This is a genomic window from Bradyrhizobium centrosematis (assembly GCF_045571495.1).
Lineage (GTDB): Bacteria > Pseudomonadota > Alphaproteobacteria > Rhizobiales > Xanthobacteraceae > Bradyrhizobium > Bradyrhizobium centrosematis.
Map to the genome: position 1 here is coordinate 7,447,101 of NZ_CP120703.1, position 20,658 is coordinate 7,467,758.

17 protein-coding genes are annotated in these 20,658 nt (G+C 64.1%); 6 read left to right on the forward strand and 11 right to left on the reverse strand.

Annotated features, from left to right (window positions below):
* Positions 1 to 89: 89 nt before the first annotated feature.
* From P6U31_RS35110 to P6U31_RS35130, 5 genes are all read right to left on the reverse strand, one after another.
* A complete protein-coding gene (locus tag P6U31_RS35110) occupies positions 90 to 956 on the reverse strand; it encodes a 3-keto-5-aminohexanoate cleavage protein (protein WP_407186165.1) in 867 nt (288 codons plus the stop codon).
* Between the two features lie 183 nt (positions 957 to 1,139).
* Entirely contained in the window at positions 1,140 to 1,940 is an 801-nt protein-coding gene (locus tag P6U31_RS35115; protein ID WP_407186166.1) for a helix-turn-helix domain-containing protein, read from the reverse strand.
* A gap of 213 nt (positions 1,941 to 2,153) precedes the next feature.
* The gene (locus tag P6U31_RS35120) at positions 2,154 to 2,810 is read right to left on the reverse strand and encodes a glutathione S-transferase family protein (protein WP_407186167.1); all 657 of its coding nucleotides are present in this window, start codon (positions 2,808 to 2,810) and stop codon (positions 2,154 to 2,156) included.
* Complete coding sequence (locus tag P6U31_RS35125; RefSeq protein ID WP_407186168.1) at positions 2,810 to 3,973, reverse strand: acyl-CoA dehydrogenase family protein; 1,164 nt, start codon at positions 3,971 to 3,973, stop codon at positions 2,810 to 2,812. The genes P6U31_RS35120 and P6U31_RS35125 overlap by 1 nt, the downstream gene beginning before the upstream one ends.
* A 118-nt stretch (positions 3,974 to 4,091) precedes the next feature.
* Positions 4,092 to 5,228, reverse strand: a complete 1,137-nt coding sequence (locus P6U31_RS35130) for an acyl-CoA dehydrogenase family protein (protein ID WP_407186169.1) — start codon at positions 5,226 to 5,228, stop codon at positions 4,092 to 4,094.
* A gap of 266 nt (positions 5,229 to 5,494) precedes the next feature.
* Here P6U31_RS35130 and P6U31_RS35135 point away from each other — a divergent pair, with 266 nt between their 5' ends.
* The gene (locus P6U31_RS35135; RefSeq protein WP_407186170.1) at positions 5,495 to 7,045 is read left to right on the forward strand and encodes an acyl-CoA synthetase; all 1,551 of its coding nucleotides are present in this window, start codon (positions 5,495 to 5,497) and stop codon (positions 7,043 to 7,045) included.
* 73 nt (positions 7,046 to 7,118) lie between these two features.
* The gene (locus tag P6U31_RS35140) at positions 7,119 to 8,342 is read left to right on the forward strand and encodes an ABC transporter substrate-binding protein (protein ID WP_407186171.1); all 1,224 of its coding nucleotides are present in this window, start codon (positions 7,119 to 7,121) and stop codon (positions 8,340 to 8,342) included.
* A gap of 313 nt (positions 8,343 to 8,655) precedes the next feature.
* On the opposite strand, the gene P6U31_RS35145 is transcribed toward P6U31_RS35140, so the two are convergent.
* Positions 8,656 to 9,426, reverse strand: coding sequence for a transcriptional regulator (locus tag P6U31_RS35145; RefSeq protein WP_407186172.1), 771 nt, complete (start codon positions 9,424 to 9,426; stop codon positions 8,656 to 8,658).
* Positions 9,427 to 9,614: 188 nt separating this feature from the next.
* On the opposite strand from P6U31_RS35145, the gene P6U31_RS35150 reads away from it, so the two are divergent.
* The 4 genes from P6U31_RS35150 to P6U31_RS35165 all read left to right on the forward strand — a co-directional run bounded on the left by P6U31_RS35150 (position 9,615) and on the right by P6U31_RS35165 (position 15,900).
* Positions 9,615 to 11,879 (forward strand): marine proteobacterial sortase target protein, encoded by a 2,265-nt coding sequence (locus P6U31_RS35150; RefSeq protein WP_407186173.1) that lies wholly within the window; start codon positions 9,615 to 9,617, stop codon positions 11,877 to 11,879.
* Positions 11,880 to 11,969: 90 nt separating this feature from the next.
* Positions 11,970 to 12,539: a class GN sortase gene (locus tag P6U31_RS35155; RefSeq protein ID WP_407186174.1), complete on the forward strand. Its 570-nt coding sequence runs from the start codon at positions 11,970 to 11,972 to the stop codon at positions 12,537 to 12,539.
* 138 nt (positions 12,540 to 12,677) lie between these two features.
* Complete coding sequence (locus P6U31_RS35160; RefSeq protein ID WP_407186175.1) at positions 12,678 to 14,894, forward strand: acetate--CoA ligase family protein; 2,217 nt, start codon at positions 12,678 to 12,680, stop codon at positions 14,892 to 14,894.
* Positions 14,895 to 15,072: 178 nt separating this feature from the next.
* On the forward strand, positions 15,073 to 15,900 hold the full coding sequence (locus tag P6U31_RS35165) for an MlaD family protein (RefSeq protein WP_407186176.1): 828 nt from the start codon (positions 15,073 to 15,075) through the stop codon (positions 15,898 to 15,900).
* 304 nt (positions 15,901 to 16,204) lie between these two features.
* Here the strand turns inward: P6U31_RS35165 and P6U31_RS35170 are convergent, their stop codons facing one another.
* From P6U31_RS35170 to urtD, 5 genes are all read right to left on the reverse strand, one after another.
* Positions 16,205 to 17,245, reverse strand: coding sequence for an aliphatic amidase (locus tag P6U31_RS35170; RefSeq protein WP_407186177.1), 1,041 nt, complete (start codon positions 17,243 to 17,245; stop codon positions 16,205 to 16,207).
* A 45-nt stretch (positions 17,246 to 17,290) separates the two neighbouring features.
* Positions 17,291 to 17,668 (reverse strand): FmdB family zinc ribbon protein, encoded by a 378-nt coding sequence (locus P6U31_RS35175; protein WP_407186178.1) that lies wholly within the window; start codon positions 17,666 to 17,668, stop codon positions 17,291 to 17,293.
* Positions 17,669 to 17,765: 97 nt separating this feature from the next.
* Positions 17,766 to 18,995, reverse strand: a complete 1,230-nt coding sequence (gene fmdA / locus P6U31_RS35180) for a formamidase (protein ID WP_024336981.1) — start codon at positions 18,993 to 18,995, stop codon at positions 17,766 to 17,768.
* Positions 18,996 to 19,022: 27 nt separating this feature from the next.
* The gene (urtE, locus tag P6U31_RS35185; protein WP_407186179.1) at positions 19,023 to 19,712 is read right to left on the reverse strand and encodes an urea ABC transporter ATP-binding subunit UrtE; all 690 of its coding nucleotides are present in this window, start codon (positions 19,710 to 19,712) and stop codon (positions 19,023 to 19,025) included.
* Between the two features lie 190 nt (positions 19,713 to 19,902).
* Positions 19,903 to 20,658, reverse strand: a complete 756-nt coding sequence (gene urtD / locus P6U31_RS35190; RefSeq protein WP_407186180.1) for an urea ABC transporter ATP-binding protein UrtD — start codon at positions 20,656 to 20,658, stop codon at positions 19,903 to 19,905.

Here is a 20,658-nt window from a genome sequence, read left to right on the forward strand (position 1 = left end):
TGATCGTCATTCCGGGGCACGCGAAGCGTGAACCCGGAATCTCGTCGTTCCGGATTCGATGCTACGCATCGCCCCGGAACGACGGGTACTCAGCGATTCGTCCCAAAGATCTTCCGCGCCTCGGCCGGGCTCGCGATCTCGCGGCCTGCGCGTCTTGCGCAGGCGGCAACCGCCTCGATCAGCTGGCCGTTCGAGGTCACCTTCTTGCCGTCGGCGAGATAGAACGTGTCCTCGAGACCGGTGCGCAGATGGCCGCCGAGCTCGGCGCAGCGCTGGTGCAGCGGCCAGATCTCTTCGCGGCCGATGGCGGTGACCTGCCAATGCGCCTCGGGACGCTTCAGCTTGATCAGGATCGGCAGCAGCTCGGGATCAGCAGGCATGCCGGACGCGACGCCCATCACGAAGTTATATTCGAGCGGCCCCTTGTACATGCCGACCTGGTGATACATGCCGACGCAGCGAACGATACCGACGTCGAAGCATTCGAACTCGGGGATGGTGCCGACGGCGTTCATGACGTCGAGATAGTCTTTCACCTTCTCGACGGCATTGTCGAACATCATCGGCGGCCAGGCCCAGCTGTTGTCGGCCTTCACCTTCAGATAGTTCAGCGAGCCGGCGTTGCAGGCGGCGATCTCCGGTCGGGTCTCGCGGATGCAGTCGAGCGCACCGGAATAGTTCGGCCCCGACACGCCCGAGGTGTGATTGATGATAACGCCGGGACAGGCTTCGCGGATCGCCTGCTGGATCTCCTTACTGACCGCGACCTCCCAGGACGGCAGGTGGCCCTTGCCCGGCGCCTGCTGGCGCAGATGGATGTGCATGATGGACGCGCCGGCGTCGAACGCAGCCTTTGCCTCGCGCGCCATCTGCTCGGGCGTCACGGGCACATTGTGCTGCTTCGGATCGGTAAGCACGCCGTTCAGCGCGCAGGTGATGACGGCCTTGTCGCTCATGCCAAAAATATCTCGCACGTTGAGAATTCAACGCTTGCGATCATGTGATGCGCGAGATGCGGCTTCTTGCGCGGAGAAGCTGGGAAAGGGCGAGCTTTCGTAGGGTGGGTTAGCGCAGGTAACCCACCAACGTCTCTTGCCGCAGATGCATAAGTGGGGGGTTACGCCTTCGGCTAACCCACCCTACGAAGCCTCCGCCATGCGCACCGTCTCGGTGCTGCGATAGATCGCAAGGTCCCGCGATCCGACGAAGATCGCGCGCGGCTTCAATCCGTAGAAGCGGCGGATCGAGTGGCTGAAATGGGTCGAATCGGGATAGCCGATGTCCTGCGCGAGATGTGCGAGGTTGAGGTCCTGGTTGGCGAAGTGCAGCAAATGCCGCGCGCGCTTCCAGGCCCGGAAGGAGCGGAAGGAGATGCCGGTCTCTTCCTTGAACAGATGCAGGAAGCGCGAGGCCGAGAGGCCTGCTTCCGCCGCGCAGGTATCGGCTGTCACCGGCTCGCCGGAGAAACGTTCGATGCGGGCAACGGCGCGGATCACACGCGGATCGAGCACGCGGCGCGGCAGCGCCTCGCCGAAGCACATCTCGTCGAACTCGGCGGTGGTGATGTCGCCATAGCGACGCTGGCGCAGCAGCGCGTAGGCGGCGAGGATCTTGCGGGCATAGGCGGCCTTGTCCGGACCGCGCAGCCGCCCGGCCAACGCCTCGATCACGCCGTCCGGCATGCTTTCGGGCTCCAGCGTCACGCTGATCACGGTGCGATAGTCGCTGGCGATGGTGTGCCGCTGGTTCGGCAGCGTCACGATCAACTCGTCCGAGGTGTGGACGTCGTCGATCGTCAGATGCAGGCTGCCCTTCACCGCGACATAGACATGGCAGCAGCCGGGGGTGCGCTTGCGAGGGCGGCCGAGCAGGCCGGCATAGAATACCCGCTCGGGCGTGATCAGCATCAGATGGTCGGATTCGCGACCTTTATCTTCCATTGGGATCCTCCTCGCGCGGCTCTCTGGCCGCTGCGGACGGAGGTCACCTTAGCGGAAATTTGGGCGCTGTCACGACGGGATAGCGCTGTCATGGAAACGAGCGCCGTCGTTCCGGGACAGTCCGCAGGACTGAACCTCAGGTGCGCAGTTGCGCGCCGGGGAACCTCGAGGCTCCGGGTCGATGCTGCGCATCGCCGGGAATGACGGCCGGCCTTACGCTCTCACCCTCGGTGTGACATTCTGCTCTTTCCCGGCCTTCTGCTCCGCAGCAACGGCACGCTTGAAGCCGTCGCGCTGCTGGAGACGGGCCCAATAGGCTGCGACATTTGGCCCAAAATCCTTGGCGAGCCCGATATTGTCGGCCAGACGAAGCGCATAACCGATGACGATGTCAGCGGCAGTGAAGCGGCCGGCGCACAAGGTTTCGGCATTTGCGGTGGCTGCCTCGACAGCGCGCAGCCGGCCCAGGAACCACTTTGCATAGTCGGTCGCGACCTGCGGATTGCGGCGCTCCTCCGGCTCGAGCTGGGTGTATCGGAGCACCAGCGTCTGCGGAAAGGTTAACGTGGCGTCGCTGAAATACATCCAGTTCAGGAACGCGCCATAGGCAGGATCCTCTGGCCCAACCATCAGCGGCGTTGGCCCATATTTGACGCCGAGATAATGACAGATGCCGGAGGATTCCGTCATCTTCGTCTCGCCGTCGACCAGCAAGGGAATCGTGCCGAGCGGATTGAGCGCCAGATATTCCTTGGCGAAGACCCGCGGCGGGAACGGCAGCATCTTGAGGTCATAAGGCAGCCCCATCTCCTCCAGCATCCAGAGCGGACGGAACGAGCGCGCGGCGTCGCAGTGATAGAGCGTGATCATCAGGAGCTTCCTTTGCTGCCGGGCAGCGTGCCCATCATCTTGCACAGGACCATCAGCATGACCTCGTCGGCACCGCCGCCGATGGAGGTCAGGCGGCTGTCGCGGTAAGCGCGGCTGACCGGCGTCTCGTTGGTAAAGCCCATTCCGCCCCAATATTGCAAGCAAGCGTCGGTGAGCTCGCGGCCGAGCCGACCGGCCTTCAGCTTGGCCATGGTCGCGAGCCGCGTCACGTCCTCGCCGGCGACCAGCTGCTCGCCGGCGCGATAGATCAGCGCGCGCAAGAGCTCGACCTCGGTCTGCATCTCCGCCAGCTTGAAATGCACGACCTGGTTGTCGAGGATGCTCTGGCCAAAGGCCTTGCGGTTGCGGGTGTATTCGATGGTCTGCTCGATGATGTATTCATGCGCCTTCAGGCAGGCCGCCGCGCCCCAGAGCCGCTCCTCCTGGAACTGGATCATCTGGTAGGTGAAGCCCTTGCCCTCCTCGCCGATCCGGTTGCGCTTGGGCACGCGGACATTGTCGAAGAAGATCTGCGCGGTGTCGGAGGAGCGCATGCCCATCTTGTCGAGCTTGCGGGCGACCGTGACGCCCTTGCTTTTCATGGGGACGCAGATCAGCGACTTGTTGCGATGAACGGGCCCGTCGCCGGTGTTGGCGAGCAGGCAGATCCAGTCGGCTTGCGTGCCGTTGGTGATCCACATCTTGCCGCCGGTGATGACGTAGTCGTCGCCATCGGAGCGCGCCTGCGTCTTGATCGAGGCGACGTCCGAGCCGGCGCCGGGCTCGGAGACGCCGATGCAGGCGACGAAATCGCCCGAGATCGAGGGCGCCAGGAATTCGCGCCGCACCTCGTCGGAGCCGAAGCGCGCCAACGCGGGCGTTGCCATGTCGGTCTGCACCCCGATCGCCATCGGCACGCCGCCGCAGGTGATGGCCCCCAACTCCTCCGCCATCATCAACGCGTAGGAATAGTCGAGGCCGGAGCCGCCGAACTCGACTGGCTTGTTCAGGCCGAGAAAGCCGAGGCTGCCCATCTTCTTGAACAGCTCGTGCGCCGGGAAGATGTCGGCCTTCTCCCACTCATCGACATGAGGATTGATCTCATTGGCGATGAACTTTTGCAGGGAACGGCGGATGTCGTCGTGGTCGGCGGTGAATAGCATTATTTCCCCTTTGTCATTCCGAGGCCCGCAAAGCGCGAACCCGGAATCCAGCGATGAGTCTTACAATATCGAGATTCCGGGTTCGACGCTTCGCGTCGCCCCGGAATGACGGCGTGCATCACAATCCCATCTGCCTCGACGCCAGATCCTTCATGATCTCCTCGGTGCCGCCGCCGATGGCGTTGACCTTGACCTCGCGGTAGATGCGCTCGGCCTTGATGCCGCGCATGAAGCCGGCGCCGCCGAAGATCTGCACGGCCTCCGAGGCGCAGAACGCCATGGTCTGCGTAGCCTGGTTCTTCATCATGCAGATGTCGGCGACCGGGCTTTCGCCCTGCTCGAGCCGCCAGGCCAGCATTTCCAGCATCGCCTGGCTCGCTGCGACCTTCTGGGCCATGTCGACGATCTTGTGACGGATGACCTGGTGCTGCGCGAGCGGCTTGCCGAAGGTCTTGCGCTCCCTGGCGTAGGCGATCGCCTCATCGAGGCAGACCCGGGCGAAGGCGGTGCAGCCTGCCGCCATGCCCATGCGCTCGCTGTTGAAGTTCTGCATGATGATCTTGAAGCCTTGGCCCTCCTCGCCGATCAGGTTTCCGGCCGGCACGCGGCATCCGTCGAAATGCAGCGTCGCGGTATCGGAGGCCCACCAGCCCATCTTCTTCAGCTTGGTGCGCGACAGGCCGGGCGTGTCGCCTTCGATCAGGAGCAGGCTGACGCCGCCGGCGCCCTCGCCGCCCGTACGCACGGCGACAGTCAGATAGTCGGCGCGCATCCCTGAGGTGATGAAGGTCTTCTCGCCGCTCACGACGTAGTGATCGCCGTCGCGCCGCGCCCTCGTGCGGAGGTTTGCAACGTCCGAGCCGCCGCCCGGCTCGGTGATGGCGAGCGCGGAGATCTTCTCGCCGGCCAGCACCTGCGGCAGCACCCGCGCCTTCACCTCGGGACGCGCCGCGCGCGCGATCGGCGGCGAGCCGATGGTGTGGCTCATCAGGCTGGCGCTGATGCCGCCCGCTCCCGCCTGCGCCAGCTCCTGGCTGGCGACGATCTTCATGAATTGGTCGGCGGCGATCCCGCCATATTCCTCGGGGAATCCGAGGCCCAACAGCCCGATCTCGGCCGCCTTGCGATAGAGTTCGCGCGGGAATTCTCCGGCCTCGTCCCACTCATGGGCGAACGGGGTGATCTCCTTCTCGACGAAGCGGCGCATCACGTCGCGAAACGCCTCGTGCTCGGCGGTATAGAACGGGCTCTTCATCGCACACATGCCTCGTGGACGGATTCGTCGCGGCAACCATGGCCGGAACCTGGGCAGCTCACTTGCGCGGAGTGGCTGATCGGCGCGGACGCTGCGGTCGACGCAGCAAGCTAGCAACTTAACGCAAGACGATTTTCACCGCTGGCAGGCCAACTCTGGCGCAAAAAACGTTGCTGCACAGACTCCGGCTGGCCCCAGGGCCACGCCGGGCATGGTGCGCAAGCAGCAAGAAAGCGGGCGGCACAAGACCGCCGAGGGAGGAATGTTTGGCCGTTCGCTACTACGACTGGATCGTCCATCATGGCCGACGCACGCCGAACAAGGTTGCGCTGATCGACCTCGCAAGCGAGCGCCGCCTGACCTATTCACAGCTTGACGCCCGCGTCTCGCGCCTCGCCTCATTCCTGCGGCACACCCTGAATGTCGCACGCGGCGACCGTGTCGCGGTGCTGGCGCTGAACACGACCGATACGCTGGAGGTGCAGTTCGCCTGCGGCCGGCTGGGCGCCATCTTCGTGCCGCTGAACACCCGCCTCGCCGTGCCCGAGCTTCAATTCATCACCGGCGATTGCGCGCCCAAGGTGATGATCCACGACGCCGACCTGGCGGAAACCGCGCTGACCGTCGCAAAGCTCTGCGGGGTCGCAATCAGCCTGCTGCTTGGGCCCGCCGGGTCCTATGAGGCCGGTATCGCCGGCGCAAGACCGCTGGAGCGCGCCGAGCAGGTCACGCTCGATGACGTCTCGACCATCATGTACACGTCGGGCACGACGGGGCACCCGAAGGGGGCCACCATCACCCATGGCATGACCTTCTGGAATTGCGTCAATCTCGGCGGCCCCGCCTGCATCGGACCCTCCTCGGTGCTGCTCACCGTGCTGCCGCTGTTCCACACCGGCGGGCTGAATTGCTACACCAATCCGGTGCTGCATGCCGGTGGCACCGTGCTGATCATGCGCACCTTCGATCCCGGCGCCGCGCTCGGCCTGATCAACGATCCCGTGCAGGGCATCAACGTGTTCTTCGGCGTGCCGGCGATCTACCAGTTCATGGCTCAACACCCGGCCTTCGCGACAACCGACCTCAGCCGATTGATCGTCGGCGGCGTCGGGGGTGCTCCGATGCCGGTGCCGCTACTGAAAGTCTGGGAGGCACGCGGCGTCGCGCTTCAGCAGGGCTACGGCATGACCGAGACCTCGCCGGCCGTGCTGGTGCTCGACCGCGAGGATGCGGCACGCAAGGCCGGCTCCGCCGGCAAGCCGGTGCTGCATACCGAAGTGCGCATCGTGCGCCCCGACGGCAGCGATGCCGATGTCGGCGAGCTTGGCGAGCTCTGGGTCAAGGGACCCAACATCACGCCGGGCTATTGGAACAGGCCGGAGGCAAACAAGACCTCCTTCACCGACGGCTGGCTGCACACGGGCGACGCCACGCGCATCGACGAGGAAGGTTTTTACTACATCGTCGACCGCTGGAAGGACATGTACATTTCCGGCGGCGAGAACGTCTATCCGGCCGAGGTGGAGAACGTGCTGCACCAGCTCGCGGCCGTTGCGGAAGCCGCCGTGATCGGCATTCCCGATCCGCAATGGGGCGAGGTCGGCCTTGCCATCATTGCGGTCAAGCCGGGCCAGAAGCTGACCGAGGCCGACGTCTTTGCGCATTGCTCGGCCAACCTGGCGCGCTTCAAATGCCCGCGCCAGATTCGCTTCGTCGACGCGCTGCCGCGCAACGCCACCGGCAAGATCCACAAGCCGACGCTGCGGAAGGATTTCTCGGCCGCTTCCGAGGTCGACAAGAAAGTCGCCAATGCCTGATCAAAGCGCCCCTTGCGGGCGCCTTTCTTTTTGAAGTGCCTGCCCAACCCAGAAGAAAACCCAAGGAATTTCCATGAAGAACAAGAAACTCGTTCTGCTCGCCGCCGCCGCGGCCCTGACCTTGCTCTCCGTTCAGGGCGCCTATGCGCAGAAGAAATACGACACCGGGGCCAGCGACACCGAGATCAAGATCGGCAATGTCGAGGCCTATTCCGGCCCCGCTTCCGCCTACGGCATCATCGGCAAGACCGAGGAAGCTTATTTCAAGATGATCAACGACCAGGGCGGCATCAACGGCCGCAAGATCAACTGGATCTCCTACGATGACGGCTATTCGCCGCCCAAGACCGTGGAGCAGGTCCGCAAGCTGATCGAGAGCGACGAAGTGTTCCTGGTTTTCAACGCGCTGGGCACCCCGACCCAGACCGCCGTGCAGAAGTATCACAATTCGAAGAAGGTGCCGCAGCTCTTCCTCGCCACCGGCGCCAGCAAGTGGAACGACCCGAAAGGCTTCCCCTGGACCATGGGCTTCCAGCCGAGCTACCGCGTCGAGGCACGGATCTTCGCGAAGTACATCCTGCAGGCCAAGCCCGACGCCAAGGTCGCGATCTTCTATGCCAACGACGATTTCGGCAAAGACTACGTCGCCGGCATCAAGGAGATCTTCGGCGACAAGGCCTCATCGCTGATCGTCGCGGAAGAGAGCTACGAGACCACCGAACCGTCGATCGACTCCCACATTGTCAAGCTGAAGGGCACCGGCGCCAACGTCTTCGTCAACATCTCGACGCCGAAATTCGCCGCCCAGGCGATCAAGAAGATCGCCGAGCTGGAATGGAAGCCGATGCATGTCATGACCGACGTGTCGATCTCGATCGGCGCCGTGATGAAGCCGGCGGGCCTTCAGGCGTCTGAAGGCGTGCTTTCCGCAGGTTATTTGAAAGATGCCACCGACCCGCAATGGAAGGACGACGAGGGCATGAAGAAATTCATGGCGTTCGTCAGCAAGTATATGCCCGGCGCCGACATCACCGATACCAATCTGGTTTACGGCTATGCCGCAGCTCAAACTCTGGTGCAGACCTTGAAGCAATGCGGCGACGAGCTGACACGCGAGAACGTGATGAAGCAGGCCGCGAGCCTGAAGGATTTCACGCCTGACACGCTGATCCCCGGCATCAAGATCAATACGGGCCCGAATGACTTTGCTCCGATTGAGCAGCTCAAAATGATGCAGTTCAAAGGCGGCAAATGGGACCTGTTCGGCGACGTCATCAGCGCCGAAACCGGAGGCTGACGCGCCCTCCAGCAGCGCGACAAGATGCCGAATGGCGGCCAAGAGGCCGCCGTTCTCTTGTCTTTCGCAGGCTAGAGCATGCGAAACTAGATTCGGCGGGCTATCGGTGATTTACCTCTCCCCGACGGGGAGAGGTCGGATTGCCCTGGCGATGCGAAGCATCGTCCAGCGCAATCCGGGTGAGGGGCCGCGGCACTCAGCGAGACCAGATCCCCTCACCCGGACCGCATCTTCGATGCGCTCCGACCTCTCCCTGCGGGAGAGGTGAATCGAGTCCTGAGCGCACATCGATTCAACCAAAACTCATCCTGCTTTATAACGTCAAGAACAGCGCAAAGGGCTCTTCCACCGTGCGGCGCAGGTGCTTCCGGTACAGGGCATGATTGGCATCGTCGGGCGCGACCCGTCCCAATGACGGCTGCGGGACGTTCCTGAGCGGCACATAGGCGATCGGCGCCGCGATCGGCGTGAGTTGCGAGCCGGGACCGGCGCGAAGCGTCGAGATGATGCCGTACATCTCGCCGGACACTGTCGGCCGCGACACCGTGATCACGCGATGCTGGCCGTGCTTGATGATGACGAGGTAGATGAAGCCGGACTGATGGGGGACGGCGACCTCGCCGGTATGTTCGTAGGCAGCATCGGTCCGATCGCCCTCGCGGAAGACCAGCGAAGAGACTTTCGGCTCCCAAATGATCTCGGTGCGGTAGGCGAAGATCGCGTCCTTGTCGCCGAATGACGGCCGCAACGTGATGTAGACGTCCTCGAGCCAGGTCACGGCGCGATGCGCATAGGACCCGAGACTGTCGGGAGCGACATCGTTCGCGGCCGGAGGCGCCGCCACAACGGGATTCCTGCGCAAGGAGACGCCCAGTGCCTGCTCCAGCCGGACCGTCGTCGCCAGCGTGAACGGCCGCCGCCCGCCAAGCACCTTCTCCAACGTCGACAGGCTGAGCTTGGCCTGCTCGGCCAGCGCCTGCCGGGAGATCCGGCGTCTCGCAAGCTCCTCGCGAATGGTCTCGGCGATCTCGCGGCTCTGCTCGTCCGAAAGCTGCTTGTCGTTCAGTTTGTCCTGCATCCGCATCGCCAGCCCTGCTCCAGCAGGGCCACTCTAGCAGGCCGGACAAACCAGCACAAAACCGCACATGGCCGCCCCCGGCTGCGGCGCACCCGGCCGGCCGTGGCGGAACATTGCCGATCATTCTGCTCGCGAGATCAGCCTCTCCCGGCAAATGCTGAGAGCCGACAAACGTCCCTCCGGGAGCAGGCCAAATGGACACCTACGACACAGCCGAAAACGACGAGCACCCCTTGTTGAAAGGGCTGATCAAGCTCGGATTGTTTCTTCTCGCGCAGGGCATCGCGGTGATGCTGATGGCCTTCGTGGCCCTGCTCGTCAGCTTCGGGACGAGTTGGTCGGCAACGCCCGAGCAGGCCGGTCTGCTCCAGCCCGGCGATGCGCGGTCCGGTACGCTGCTTCTGAAGGAAGACGGCGCCGTCACCGAGGCGATCCGCCTCGGTATCGACATCGACATCACGGTCTCCGGACCGACGCTGCGCGCCCGGGTCACTCAGGTCTTCCGCAACCCGAGCAGGGATTGGGTTGAGGCAACCTATGTCTACCCACTCGCGCCCGGCGGCGCCGTCGATACGCTGAAGATGGTGGCCGGCGACCGCGTCATCGTCGGAGACATCAAGGAGCGGCAGCAGGCGCGCGTGATCTACGAAGAGGCGCGCCGGACCGGCCGGAAGGCGGCACTCACCGAGCAGGAGCGGCCGAACATCTTCACCAATTCGGTCGCCAATATCGGTCCCGGCGAAACCGTGCTGGTGCAGATCGAATATCAGGAACCCGTGCATCAATGCGGCAACGAATATTCGCTCCGCCTGCCGCTGGTGGTCGGACCGCACTACAATCCGGCGCCGATCGTCCAGAGCGTCGATTTCCGCAAGGACGGATCGGGCTGGGGCGCGGCGACATCGGATCCAGTGCCGGACCGTGACCGCATCTCGCCTCCCGTGCTGGACCCTGCGAAGGCTGCACCGGTGAATCCGACCAGCATCACAGTGCGCCTGAAGGCCGGCTTCGCGCTTGGTGAGGTCAAGAGCCACCATCACAAGGTCAAGATCGAGAGCCCGGACAGCGCGACACGCGTCGTCACGCTCGCCGACGGCGCCGTCCCGGCCGACCGCGACTTCGAGCTCACCTGGCAGCCCGCTGCCGACAAGGCGCCGACGGTCGGGCTGTTCCGCGAACGTGTCGGCGATGCCGACTACCTGCTCGCGTTCGTCACCCCGCCCAGCGCCGAGCTGGCAATGCAAAAGCCGCTGCCGCGCGAGGTCGTATTCGTAATCGACAATTCGGGGTCGATGGGCGGCACGTCGATCGTCCAGGCCAAGGCGAGCCTCACTTACGCGCTCTCTCGGCTGCAGCCGGCCGATCGGTTCAATGTCATCCGCTTCGACGACACCATGGACGTGCTATTTCCCGCCTCCGTGCCGGCCGATGCTGCGCATGTCGGCGAGGCGACCTCGTTCGTGAGCGCGCTGCAGGCGCGCGGCGGCACCGAGATGGTGCCGGCGATGCGCGCCGCGCTGGCCGACAAGCTCGGCGACACCGGGATGGTTCGCCAGGTCGTCTTCCTGACCGACGGCGCAATCGGCAACGAGCAGCAATTATTCGAGACCATCACGGCGATGCGCGGCCGCTCGCGCATCTTCATGGTCGGCATCGGATCCGCGCCCAACACCTATCTGATGACCCGCGCCGCCGAGCTCGGCCGTGGAGCCTTCACCCATATCGGCTCCGTCGAGCAGGTGGAGGAGCGCATGCGCGGCTTGTTCGCCAAGCTCGAAAACCCGGCCGTGACCGGCCTCACTGCCAAGTTCTCCGAAGCCAAGGCTGACGTCACCCCGGCGATCATCCCCGACGTCTATCGCGACGAGCCGCTCGTGCTGGCGGCAAGGCTCGACCAGCTTGCAGGCTCGCTCGAGATCAAGGGGCGCGTCGGCGACCGTCCATGGTCGGTGACGCTGCCGCTGCAAAAGGCCGCCGAAGGCAAGGGCCTGTCGAAGCTCTGGGCCAGGCGCAAGATCGGTGACGCCGAAGTGGCGCGCGCCATGCGGGAGCTCGCGCCCGAAGAGGCCGACAAGGCGATCCTGGCGCTGGCGCTCGAGCATCAGATCGTCACGCGCCTGACCAGCCTCGTTGCGGTCGACAAGACGCCGAGCCGCCCTGAAGGCGCGCCGCTCAAGCTCAGCGAACTGCCGATCAACCTGCCGGCTGGCTGGGATTTCGAGAAGGTGTTCGGGGAACGGCCGCATCTGACGCCGACACAGCTGCGCGAACGTCATGCCGATGCGCGCAACGAAGCGGCGACGCGGCGGCCGACGCCCGCTGCACCCGATGCGATCCGTCTGCCCAAGACAGCGACCTCGGCCGAGCTGAAGATGATCGCGGGCCTGGTCCTCATCGTGCTCGCCCTGATCCTGTTCGTGTTCAACCGGCGTCAGCCTTTGCTCACTGACGCCGGTTGAGAGAGGAGCCCCCCGAACTCCTCTGTTAGCGCGCGCGGCTGCCCGTCCCGTAAAAACGGCCGCGCGCGCCTTTTTCTCAAGGTCATTGCAATGCCCCGCCTCGTCTCTCCTCTGGCTCTCGCGCTTGTCGGCTTCCTCTTGTTCGGCGACGGCGCCTACACCCACGTCAAGGCCTGGCTGGCGCAGGTGTTGCTGGAGCAGGCGTTCGACCGAAGCATTGCGACGGGCCAACCGGTCAAGCCGTGGTCCTGGGCCGACACCTGGCCGGTTGCGCGGATCGAGGTCAAGCGGATCGGCGCCAGCGCCATCGTGCTGGAAGGCGCGAGCGGACAGGCGCTTGCTTTCGGACCCGGCCACATCCAGCACACGGCCGATGCAGGCGAACGCGGGATAGCCGTCTATGCCGCACATCGCGACACGCATTTCCGCTTCCTGCGCAATGTCGCCATCGGTGACGTCATCGATGTCACACGACGAGACGGCCGACATTTTCACTATCGCGCGGATTCCTCGGCCGTGGTTCGTTTCGATGCATCGGGGATCGACGCCACAGCACGAGGTTTCGAGCTTGTTCTCGCGACCTGTTGGCCGTTCGATGCTGTCACGCCCGGACCCGAGCGCTACGTCTTGCATGCAACGTTGATTGGTGCCGACCGATAGATCGTCCACCGGCTGACACGCACCGATGCGCACTTCATTCCACCACACGGCATACCACCCGCACAGTTGCCACTCCGAAGGACTCGCCATAGAACAGAGCGACGCGCCACCAATAAGAACAACAGGTGAGGTCACGCCATGGAAGCCCATGTGTCTGCTGCGTCCGCGTCCCGTCCATGGTCTCCGCCGCGCGATGCCAGCGACATCGTCAAGCGTATCCACGCCATGCTGCACCCGCACAACATCGTGCTGGTGGGCGCAACCGACAAGCCGGGCAACTATGCCGAGCGCATCTGGAACAATCTCGTCAAGTACGGTTTCGAGGGCGGTCTTTATCCGATCAACGCCAAGCGCGAGGTCATCTGGGGCGTCCCCTGCTACAAGGACTTTGCGAGCCTCCCGGAGAAACCCGATCACGTTCTGGTGCTGGTGCCCGCGCGCTTTGCGGTGCAGGTGATCCGCGACGCCGCAGCGGCGGGCGCACGGTCGGCCACCATCGTCACCTCGGGCTTCAGCGAGCTGCAGGATGAGGAAAGCCAAAGGCTCGCCGCCGAATTGCAGGCGGCCGTGCGCGAGACAGGGCTTGCGGTCACGGGGCCGAACTGCCTCGGCAACTTAAGTGCCGGCGAAAAGCTCTTCACTAATATCGACGACCGCGTCGTGACCATGGAACAGGGCGCGGTGGCGATCGCCGGGCAGTCCGGTGCCATCGTCATGGCGATCCGCCAGGCGCTGGAGGACCGTGGCGTCGGCGTCGGCTACATGGTGACGACCGGCAACGAGGCCGGACTCGAGACGCCGGACCTGATGCGCTATTTCGCCGAGGATCCGAGCATCAAGGTGATCGTCGTCTATCTCGAAGGCGTCCGCAACACCAAGGCGTTCCGCGATGCCTGCAAGGCCGCGCGCGCCGCCAGCAAGCCCGTGATCGCACTCAAGCTCGGCGCATCCGAGGGCGGCCGCGCCGCGGCGATGGCGCACACCGGCGCGCTCGCGGGCTCGATCGAAACGTTCGACGCGATCGCGACGCGCGAGGGCGTCATCCGGGTCGGCGGCCTCGACGAGCTGATCGAGACCACCGAATGCTTCGTCCACGCCGCCGTGCCCAAGGGCGACCGGCTCGCCGCGGTCACGCTCTCGGGCGGCAAGCGCGGCATGCTGATCGACGCCTTCTACGCAGAAGGCCTGAATTTCGCGCCGTTGAGCCCGCATGTCAGCTCGGAACTGGCGAAGATGCTCGGACCGGGCTCGATCGTCGGCAATCCGCTCGACGCCGGCTTTGCCGCGGTGGTCGATCCCACCGTCTACATGAAGTCGATCAAGCTGATGATCGACGACCCCGATATCGACATCGTCATCATCGATGCCGAACTACCGAAGGCGCCGCACGAGCTGCGCGAGCGCAACCTGCGCATCGTCAACGAGATGGCCAGCAAGGCCGCAAAGCCCGTGATCTATATCAGCGCGATGTCGATCGGCTTCACCGAATTCACCAAGTCCTTGCGCAAGTCGCTGCCGCATCTTGCGGTCATGCAGGGCATGGACCGGGCGGTGACCGCGATCAAGTCGCTGCTCGCCTACGCCAAGCTGCGCAAGGAAGTGCCCGACATCGTCTCGAGCTCGAAGCCGGCCGCGCGCGCCGTGCTGGAAAAGGCACTGAAGTCTGCGAACGGCGCCGCGCTCGACGAGGTCGCCTCGAAGAAGCTGTTGAAGGCCTATGGCATCCCGATCTCGAAGGAGGCGATCGCGCGGACGGCAGCTGAGGCGGTGAAGATTGCCAGGCAGATCGGTTTTCCGGTGGTGGCGAAGGTCGTCAGCGCCGAAATCCTGCACAAGTCCGACATCGGCGGCGTGGTGCTGAACCTGAATAGCGCCGCTGAGGTGAAGAAGGCTTTCGCCGATATCACTGCGCGGGTGGGCAAGTTGAAAGGCAAGCCGAAGCTCGACGGCATCCTGATCGCGCAACAGGTCAAGGCCGATCTCGAGCTCGTGGTCGGCGCCTCGCTCGACGCCGAGATGGGGCCGGTCGTGCTGTTCGGCACCGGCGGCATCGACATCGAGTTGATGAAGGACGTCGCGCTCGCCGGCGCGCCGCTGGACGAGGCCGAGGCGCGGCTCCTGATCGGCCGCACCAAGGCCGGAATCAAGATGCGCGGCTATCGGGGCAGGCCGGCCCTGCACGAAGCATCCGCAGTGAAGGCGCTGGTCGGTCTGTCCAATCTGATCGCGGATGCCGGCGACCGGATCGCCTCGATCGACATCAACCCGTTCCTGATCAATGCCAGGACTGGTGTCGCCGTCGATGCCCTGATCGTGCTGAACAATGCTGCGGCAAAGCGAGCGGCCGGACATTGATGTCGCGCGGGCGGATTGGCCACCGGGTCCGCGCCAGGCGCGGCCCGACGACAGGCTCCGCGCAATCCGCCAAGTCCTACGGCGGAGGAGCCGTTAACCCGCCCACCCTAATATTGCGATCGAAGCTCCATCAGGGCTCCTTCCAACTTCGCCGCTTTGGCCGTAAAACCTTCCCTGCATGGCACGCGCGAGCAATCTTGTAATTGGCACGGTGACGCTGGCGGTGATCGCCGTGGCGTTCGGCGGCCTGCTCGGCGTGCAAAAATGGCGCACCATCCAGAGCCGCAGCCAGTTGCGCGTGGTGTTCGAGGGCGGCTCGGCCAGCGGCCTGCGCCGCGGCGGTCCGGTCAATTTCGATGGCGTACCCGCCGGCCAGATCCTGTCGATCAAGCTGGACAGTCCGCGCAGGATCGTGGCGCTGGTGATGCTCGACAACACCGCACCGATCCGCAAGGACACCGTGGCGGGCATCGAGTTCCAGGGCCTCACCGGCGTTGCCGCGATCTCGCTGATCGGAGGTGCTCCCACAGCGCCCCCGGTGCCGCTGGACTCGGACGGCATCCCCGTATTGACCGCCGATCTCAGCGACGCCGAATCCATCATCGAGACCCTGCACAGCGTCGACCGCACGATCGTCAGCAACGCGCCGGCCATCAAGGACGGCCTGCGCACGTTCGAAGATTACACCGCCGATCTCCGGAGTAAGGGTAGCGAGATCGATTCTGTCATGGCCAAGGTCGACAGCGCCTTCGCGGGCTTCGACAAGGCGGTCACGAAGATCGAGGGCGTGGTACCCGGCTTCGTCGACGGCAAGGCCGACGAGCTGTTCGAGAAGGTGCAGGGGCTGCACGAGCTCGCGGACATGATGAAGAAAAAGTCCGCGAGCTACATCGAGGACATTCGGCGCTCGCTGCTCGACGTCAGCGAGACCGCCAACAAGATGAGCGGGACACCGGCAGCCACTGTCGCTCCACACCCGCCGCGCAGGCCCGACCAGAAACGGTAGCGCTTACCCGTCCCCGGAGGACAGGCCAATCGCATATGGATTTCGCGAGGACCGCGGGCTTGCTCGGCCTCTCCCGCTTGCGGGAGAGGCCGACGCGCTCGCAGAGCGCGGCGCGTGAGGGCTCTCGCCACGCAGGGACATCCTCCTCAATCCCTAATCCCGACGCGGAGACACCCCCACCCCAGCCCTCCCCCGCAAGCCGGAGAGGGAGCCCAGCGCCAATACCGCCACATCGAGCATGCCATATGCGATAGCCCTGTCCTCCAGGCGAGGATAACAGCCGGGACGCGGCGCCGCAGACAACTCAGTAGTTGCTGGCCGCCGTCCCGTTCGGAATGCCGTCGATCGGGCATTCCTCGGTCCCCGGTGTCGAGCGGGTCATCGCCTCGACCATGTCCCGCGTCCCTTCGGGGTCTTTGATCCAGTTCCTGTAGAAATCATACGGGCACGCCGCGACACCGCGCGGGCTGTCGCCGGAATTGATCATGCCGGTGTAGCCGCGATGGACCAGCTTGTAGAGATGGTTCTGTGACTGGGCGTTGCGGCGCGCATCCCGGATCAGATGCTTCGAGAGCTGCGCATACTGGATGCCGTAATCCTCCTCGCCGCATTCGCCGAGGGTGCGGCCATCGAAGCCGATGATCGCGGAGTGGCCGAAATAGGAATAGACGCCGTCAAAGCCGGCGGCATTGGCGACGGCCACATAGACGTTGTTGGCCCAGGCCATGGCCTTCGAGATCATGACCTGCTGCTCCTTGGCCGGGTACATGTAGCCCTGGCAGCGTACGATCAGCTCGGCCCCCTTCATGGCGCAGTCGCGCCAGATCTCCGGATAATTGCCGTCATCGCAGATGATCAGACTGACCTTGAGGCCCTTCGGACCCTCCGAGACATAGGTGCAGTTGCCGGGATACCAGCCCTCGATCGGCACCCAGGGCATGATCTTGCGATATTTCTGCACGATCTCGCCCTTGTCGTTCATCAGGATCAGGGTGTTGTAGGGCGCCTTGTGCGGATGCTCCTCGTGGCGTTCGCCGGTGAGCGAGAACACGCCCCACACCTTGGCCTTGCGGCAGGCCTCGGCGAAGATCGCGGTCTCCTCGCCCGGCACGACGGAGGCCGTCTCGTACATCTCCTTGGAGTCGTACATGATGCCTTGCGTGGAATATTCCGGGAAGATCACGAGGTCCATGCCGGGCAGGCCGACCTTCATGCCGACGATCATGTCGGCGATCTTGCGGGCGTTGTCGAGCACCTCGGCCTTGGTGTGCAGGCGAGGCATCTTGTAATTGACCACCGCGACCCCGACGGTGTCGTTGCTGCTGGAGATATCACCGTGAAGCATGTTGAGCGCTCCTGTCCGTTGTGTGTCTGATGGTGGCGTGTGGCGTTAGTGGCTGATCATCCAGGGCCGCGCAGTCGGGAAACCCTTGGCGCCGCTCCTGGTCTTGGTCATCAACCGCGTCGGCCTCTTCCTGTCGGTCGAGCTCTTGTCCTTCACCGTCTTGCCGGAGGAACAGCAACCGCAGCCCGGGCCGTGCGAGGCCTTGTATTGCGCCAGCGTCTGCGGCGCGTGGCTGCTGCGTTCGTTGACGGCGTGCGCCTTGCGCTTGTCCGCCGGCATGCAGAAGAAATTCGGTGCAGTCAGGATCACCCGCGGCGCCAGCGTCTCGCAGTGCGGGCAGTTTTGCGGATCGTCGCATTCCGCCATCGGGCGCAGGTCCTTGAAGGGACCGCAATCGTCACAGAGATATTCGTAGACCGGCATTTACATCATCCCCAACGCTCTTGCCTGTTCAACACACCTCGCGGCGGATGCGGGGCGGCCAGAAATGCCGGCCGTCCCGCATCCACTCGCGCAGGGATCACTTGTCCGGCGAGATCGGCATCTGGATGTCGCCGGTGATGTGCTTGATGGGACCTGCCGCCGACGGCATCACGTCGAAATCGAAGATCTCGGTCGGCAGCCATAGGGTGGCGCAGGCGTTGGGCACGTCGACCACGCCGGAGATGTGGCCCTGGCACGGCGCGGTGCCGAGGATCGAATAGGCCTGGGCGCCGGAGTAACCGAACTTCTTGAGATACTCGATGGCGTTGAGGCAGGCCTGGCGATAGGCGATGTGGACGTCGAGATAGTGCTGCTTGCCGGCTTCATCCACCGAGATGCCTTCGAAGATCAGATAGTCCTTGTAGTTCGGCGTGATCGGCGACGGCTTGAAGATCGGATTCTTGATGCCGTATTTTGACATGCCGTCCTTGATCACTTCCACCTTCAGATGCAGCCAGCCGGCCATCTCGATGGCGCCGCAGAAGGTGATCTCGCCGTCGCCCTGGCTGAAGTGCAGGTCGCCCATCGAGAGACCCGCGCCGGGCACATAGACCGGGAAGTAGATCTTCGAGCCGCGCGAGAGATCCTTGATGTCGCAATTGCCGCCATGCTCGCGCGGCGGCACGGTGCGCGCGCCTTCGGCACCGATCTTGGCTTTGACGTCGCCCTTGGCGCGGCCGCCATGCGCCGTCGCTGCGAACGGCGGGTTGGCAAGGCCGGGCACGCGGGTCGGATTGGTCGAGATCAGCTCGGCTTCGCGCTTATTCCAGGTCTCCAGCATCTTCGGATCGGGCAGACAGCCGATCAGGCCGGGATGGATGAGACCGGCGAAGTTCACGCCGGGCACGTGACGCGACGACGTGTAGAGACCCTTGATGTCCCAGATCGACTTCTGCGCGAGCGGGAAATGGTCGGTGAGAAAGCCGCCGCCGTTCTGCTTGGAGAAGAACCCGTTGAAGCCCCACAGGCTCTCCTTGAGCGGGCCGACGTCGAGCAGGTCGACGACGAGGAGATCGCCGGGCTCGGCGCCCTTGACGCCGATCGGGCCGGACAGGAAGTGCACGATCGACAGATCGATGTCGCGCACGTCATCGGCGGAATCGTTGTTCTTGATGAAGCCGCCGGTCCAGTCATAGGTCTCGATGATGAAATCGTCGCCGGGATTGACCCAGGCCACGATCGGGATGTCGGGGTGCCAGCGGTTGTGCACCATGTCATTTTCATAGGCCGACTTGGTGAGATCGACCTTGATCAGTGTCTCTGGCATCGAGATGCTCCCCTTTTACACGGTTGGTTAGACGGACAGATATTTCGAAACCTGCGCGGCATCGACGGCGTCGCGCGGATCGTCGCGCACGATCTCGCCGTTCTCGATCACCAGCACGCGGTCGGCGATGTCGAGCGCGAAGCTCAGGACCTGTTCGGAGACGACGATCGAGAGCCCCTTCTCGTCGCGGATACGCTTGAGGGTGCGCGCCATCTCCTTGATGATGGAGGGCTGAATGCCTTCCGTCGGTTCGTCCAGCAGCAAGACCTTCGGCTTGGTGGCGAGCGCGCGGGCGATGGCGAGCTGCTGCTGCTGGCCCCCGGACAGATTGCCGCCGCGGCGGCCCTTCATCTCCAGCAGCACCGGAAACAATTCGTAGATGTCGCCAGGCACCTCGGATTCGCCTGCAACCACGAGCCCGGTCTCGATGTTCTCCTTCACGGTCATGGTCGAGAAGATCATGCGGCCCTGCGGCACGTAGGCGAGACCCTTGGCGACGCGCTCGTAGCTCTTGAGACCGCCGAGCTCTGCACCGTCCATGGTCACCGAGCCGCTTTTCGCTGGCAGGATGCCCATCAGCGACTTCATCAGCGTGGTCTTGCCCATGCCGTTGCGGCCCATGATCGCCACGATCTCGTTCGGCGCGACCTTGACGTTGAGCCCGTGCAGCACCTCGCTCTGGCCGTAGGCGACGTGGAGATCGGAAATTGCCAGCATGATCGCCTCCTAGGCTCGGTGTTTGTTCACCTCTCCCCACCGGGGAGAGGTCGCGCCGAAGGCGCGGGTGAGGGGGCGCAAGTTCCTCGAGGGAGCGAACCCCCTCACCCGAATTGCTGCGCAATTCGACCTCTCCCTATGGGAGAGGTGGACGGAGTACGCCGCGCGTGCTTGCTCCTTATTCGCCATGTCAATGCCCCAGATAGACTTCGACGACCTTGGGATCGTTCTTCACCTTCTCCATCGTCCCCTCCGAGAGGATCTGGCCCTGGTGCAGCACGGTGACCTTGTGCGCGATGTCCTCGACGAACTTCATGTCGTGCTCGATCACCAGCACCGAACGGTTCTTGATGATGCGGTTGAGCAACTCCGCCGTCTTGGCGCGCTCGGATACGCTCATGCCGGCGACCGGCTCATCCAGCATCAGGAGGTCGGGATCCTGGATCAGCAGCATGCCGATCTCGAGCCACTGCTTCTGACCGTGGCTGAGTTCGTCGGCATAGGTGTTGAGCTTGTCCTTGAGGAAGATCATCTCCGCCACCTCCTCAACCCGGTCCCTCACCAGCTGGTCGCGCTGAAAGGTCAGCGAGCCGAACACGGTGCGGCCGCGCGGAAACGAGATCTCGAGGTTCTCGAACACGGTGAGATCCTCGAACACCGACGGGGTCTGGAATTTGCGCCCGACGCCGGTCTGCACGATCTCGTTCTCCTTCATCTTCGTGAGCTCCTTGCCACGAAACTGGATCGAGCCGGAGGTCGCCTTGGTCTTGCCGCAGATCAGGTCGAGCACCGTGGTCTTGCCGGCACCGTTGGGACCGATGATGACGCGAATTTCGTTCTCCTCGACGTAGAAGGAGAGGTCGTTGACCGCCTTGAACCCGTCGAACGAGACGGTGAGGCCTGAGACAGCGAGCAGGAAGTCCTTGGGCTGGTGTCCAATAAGCAT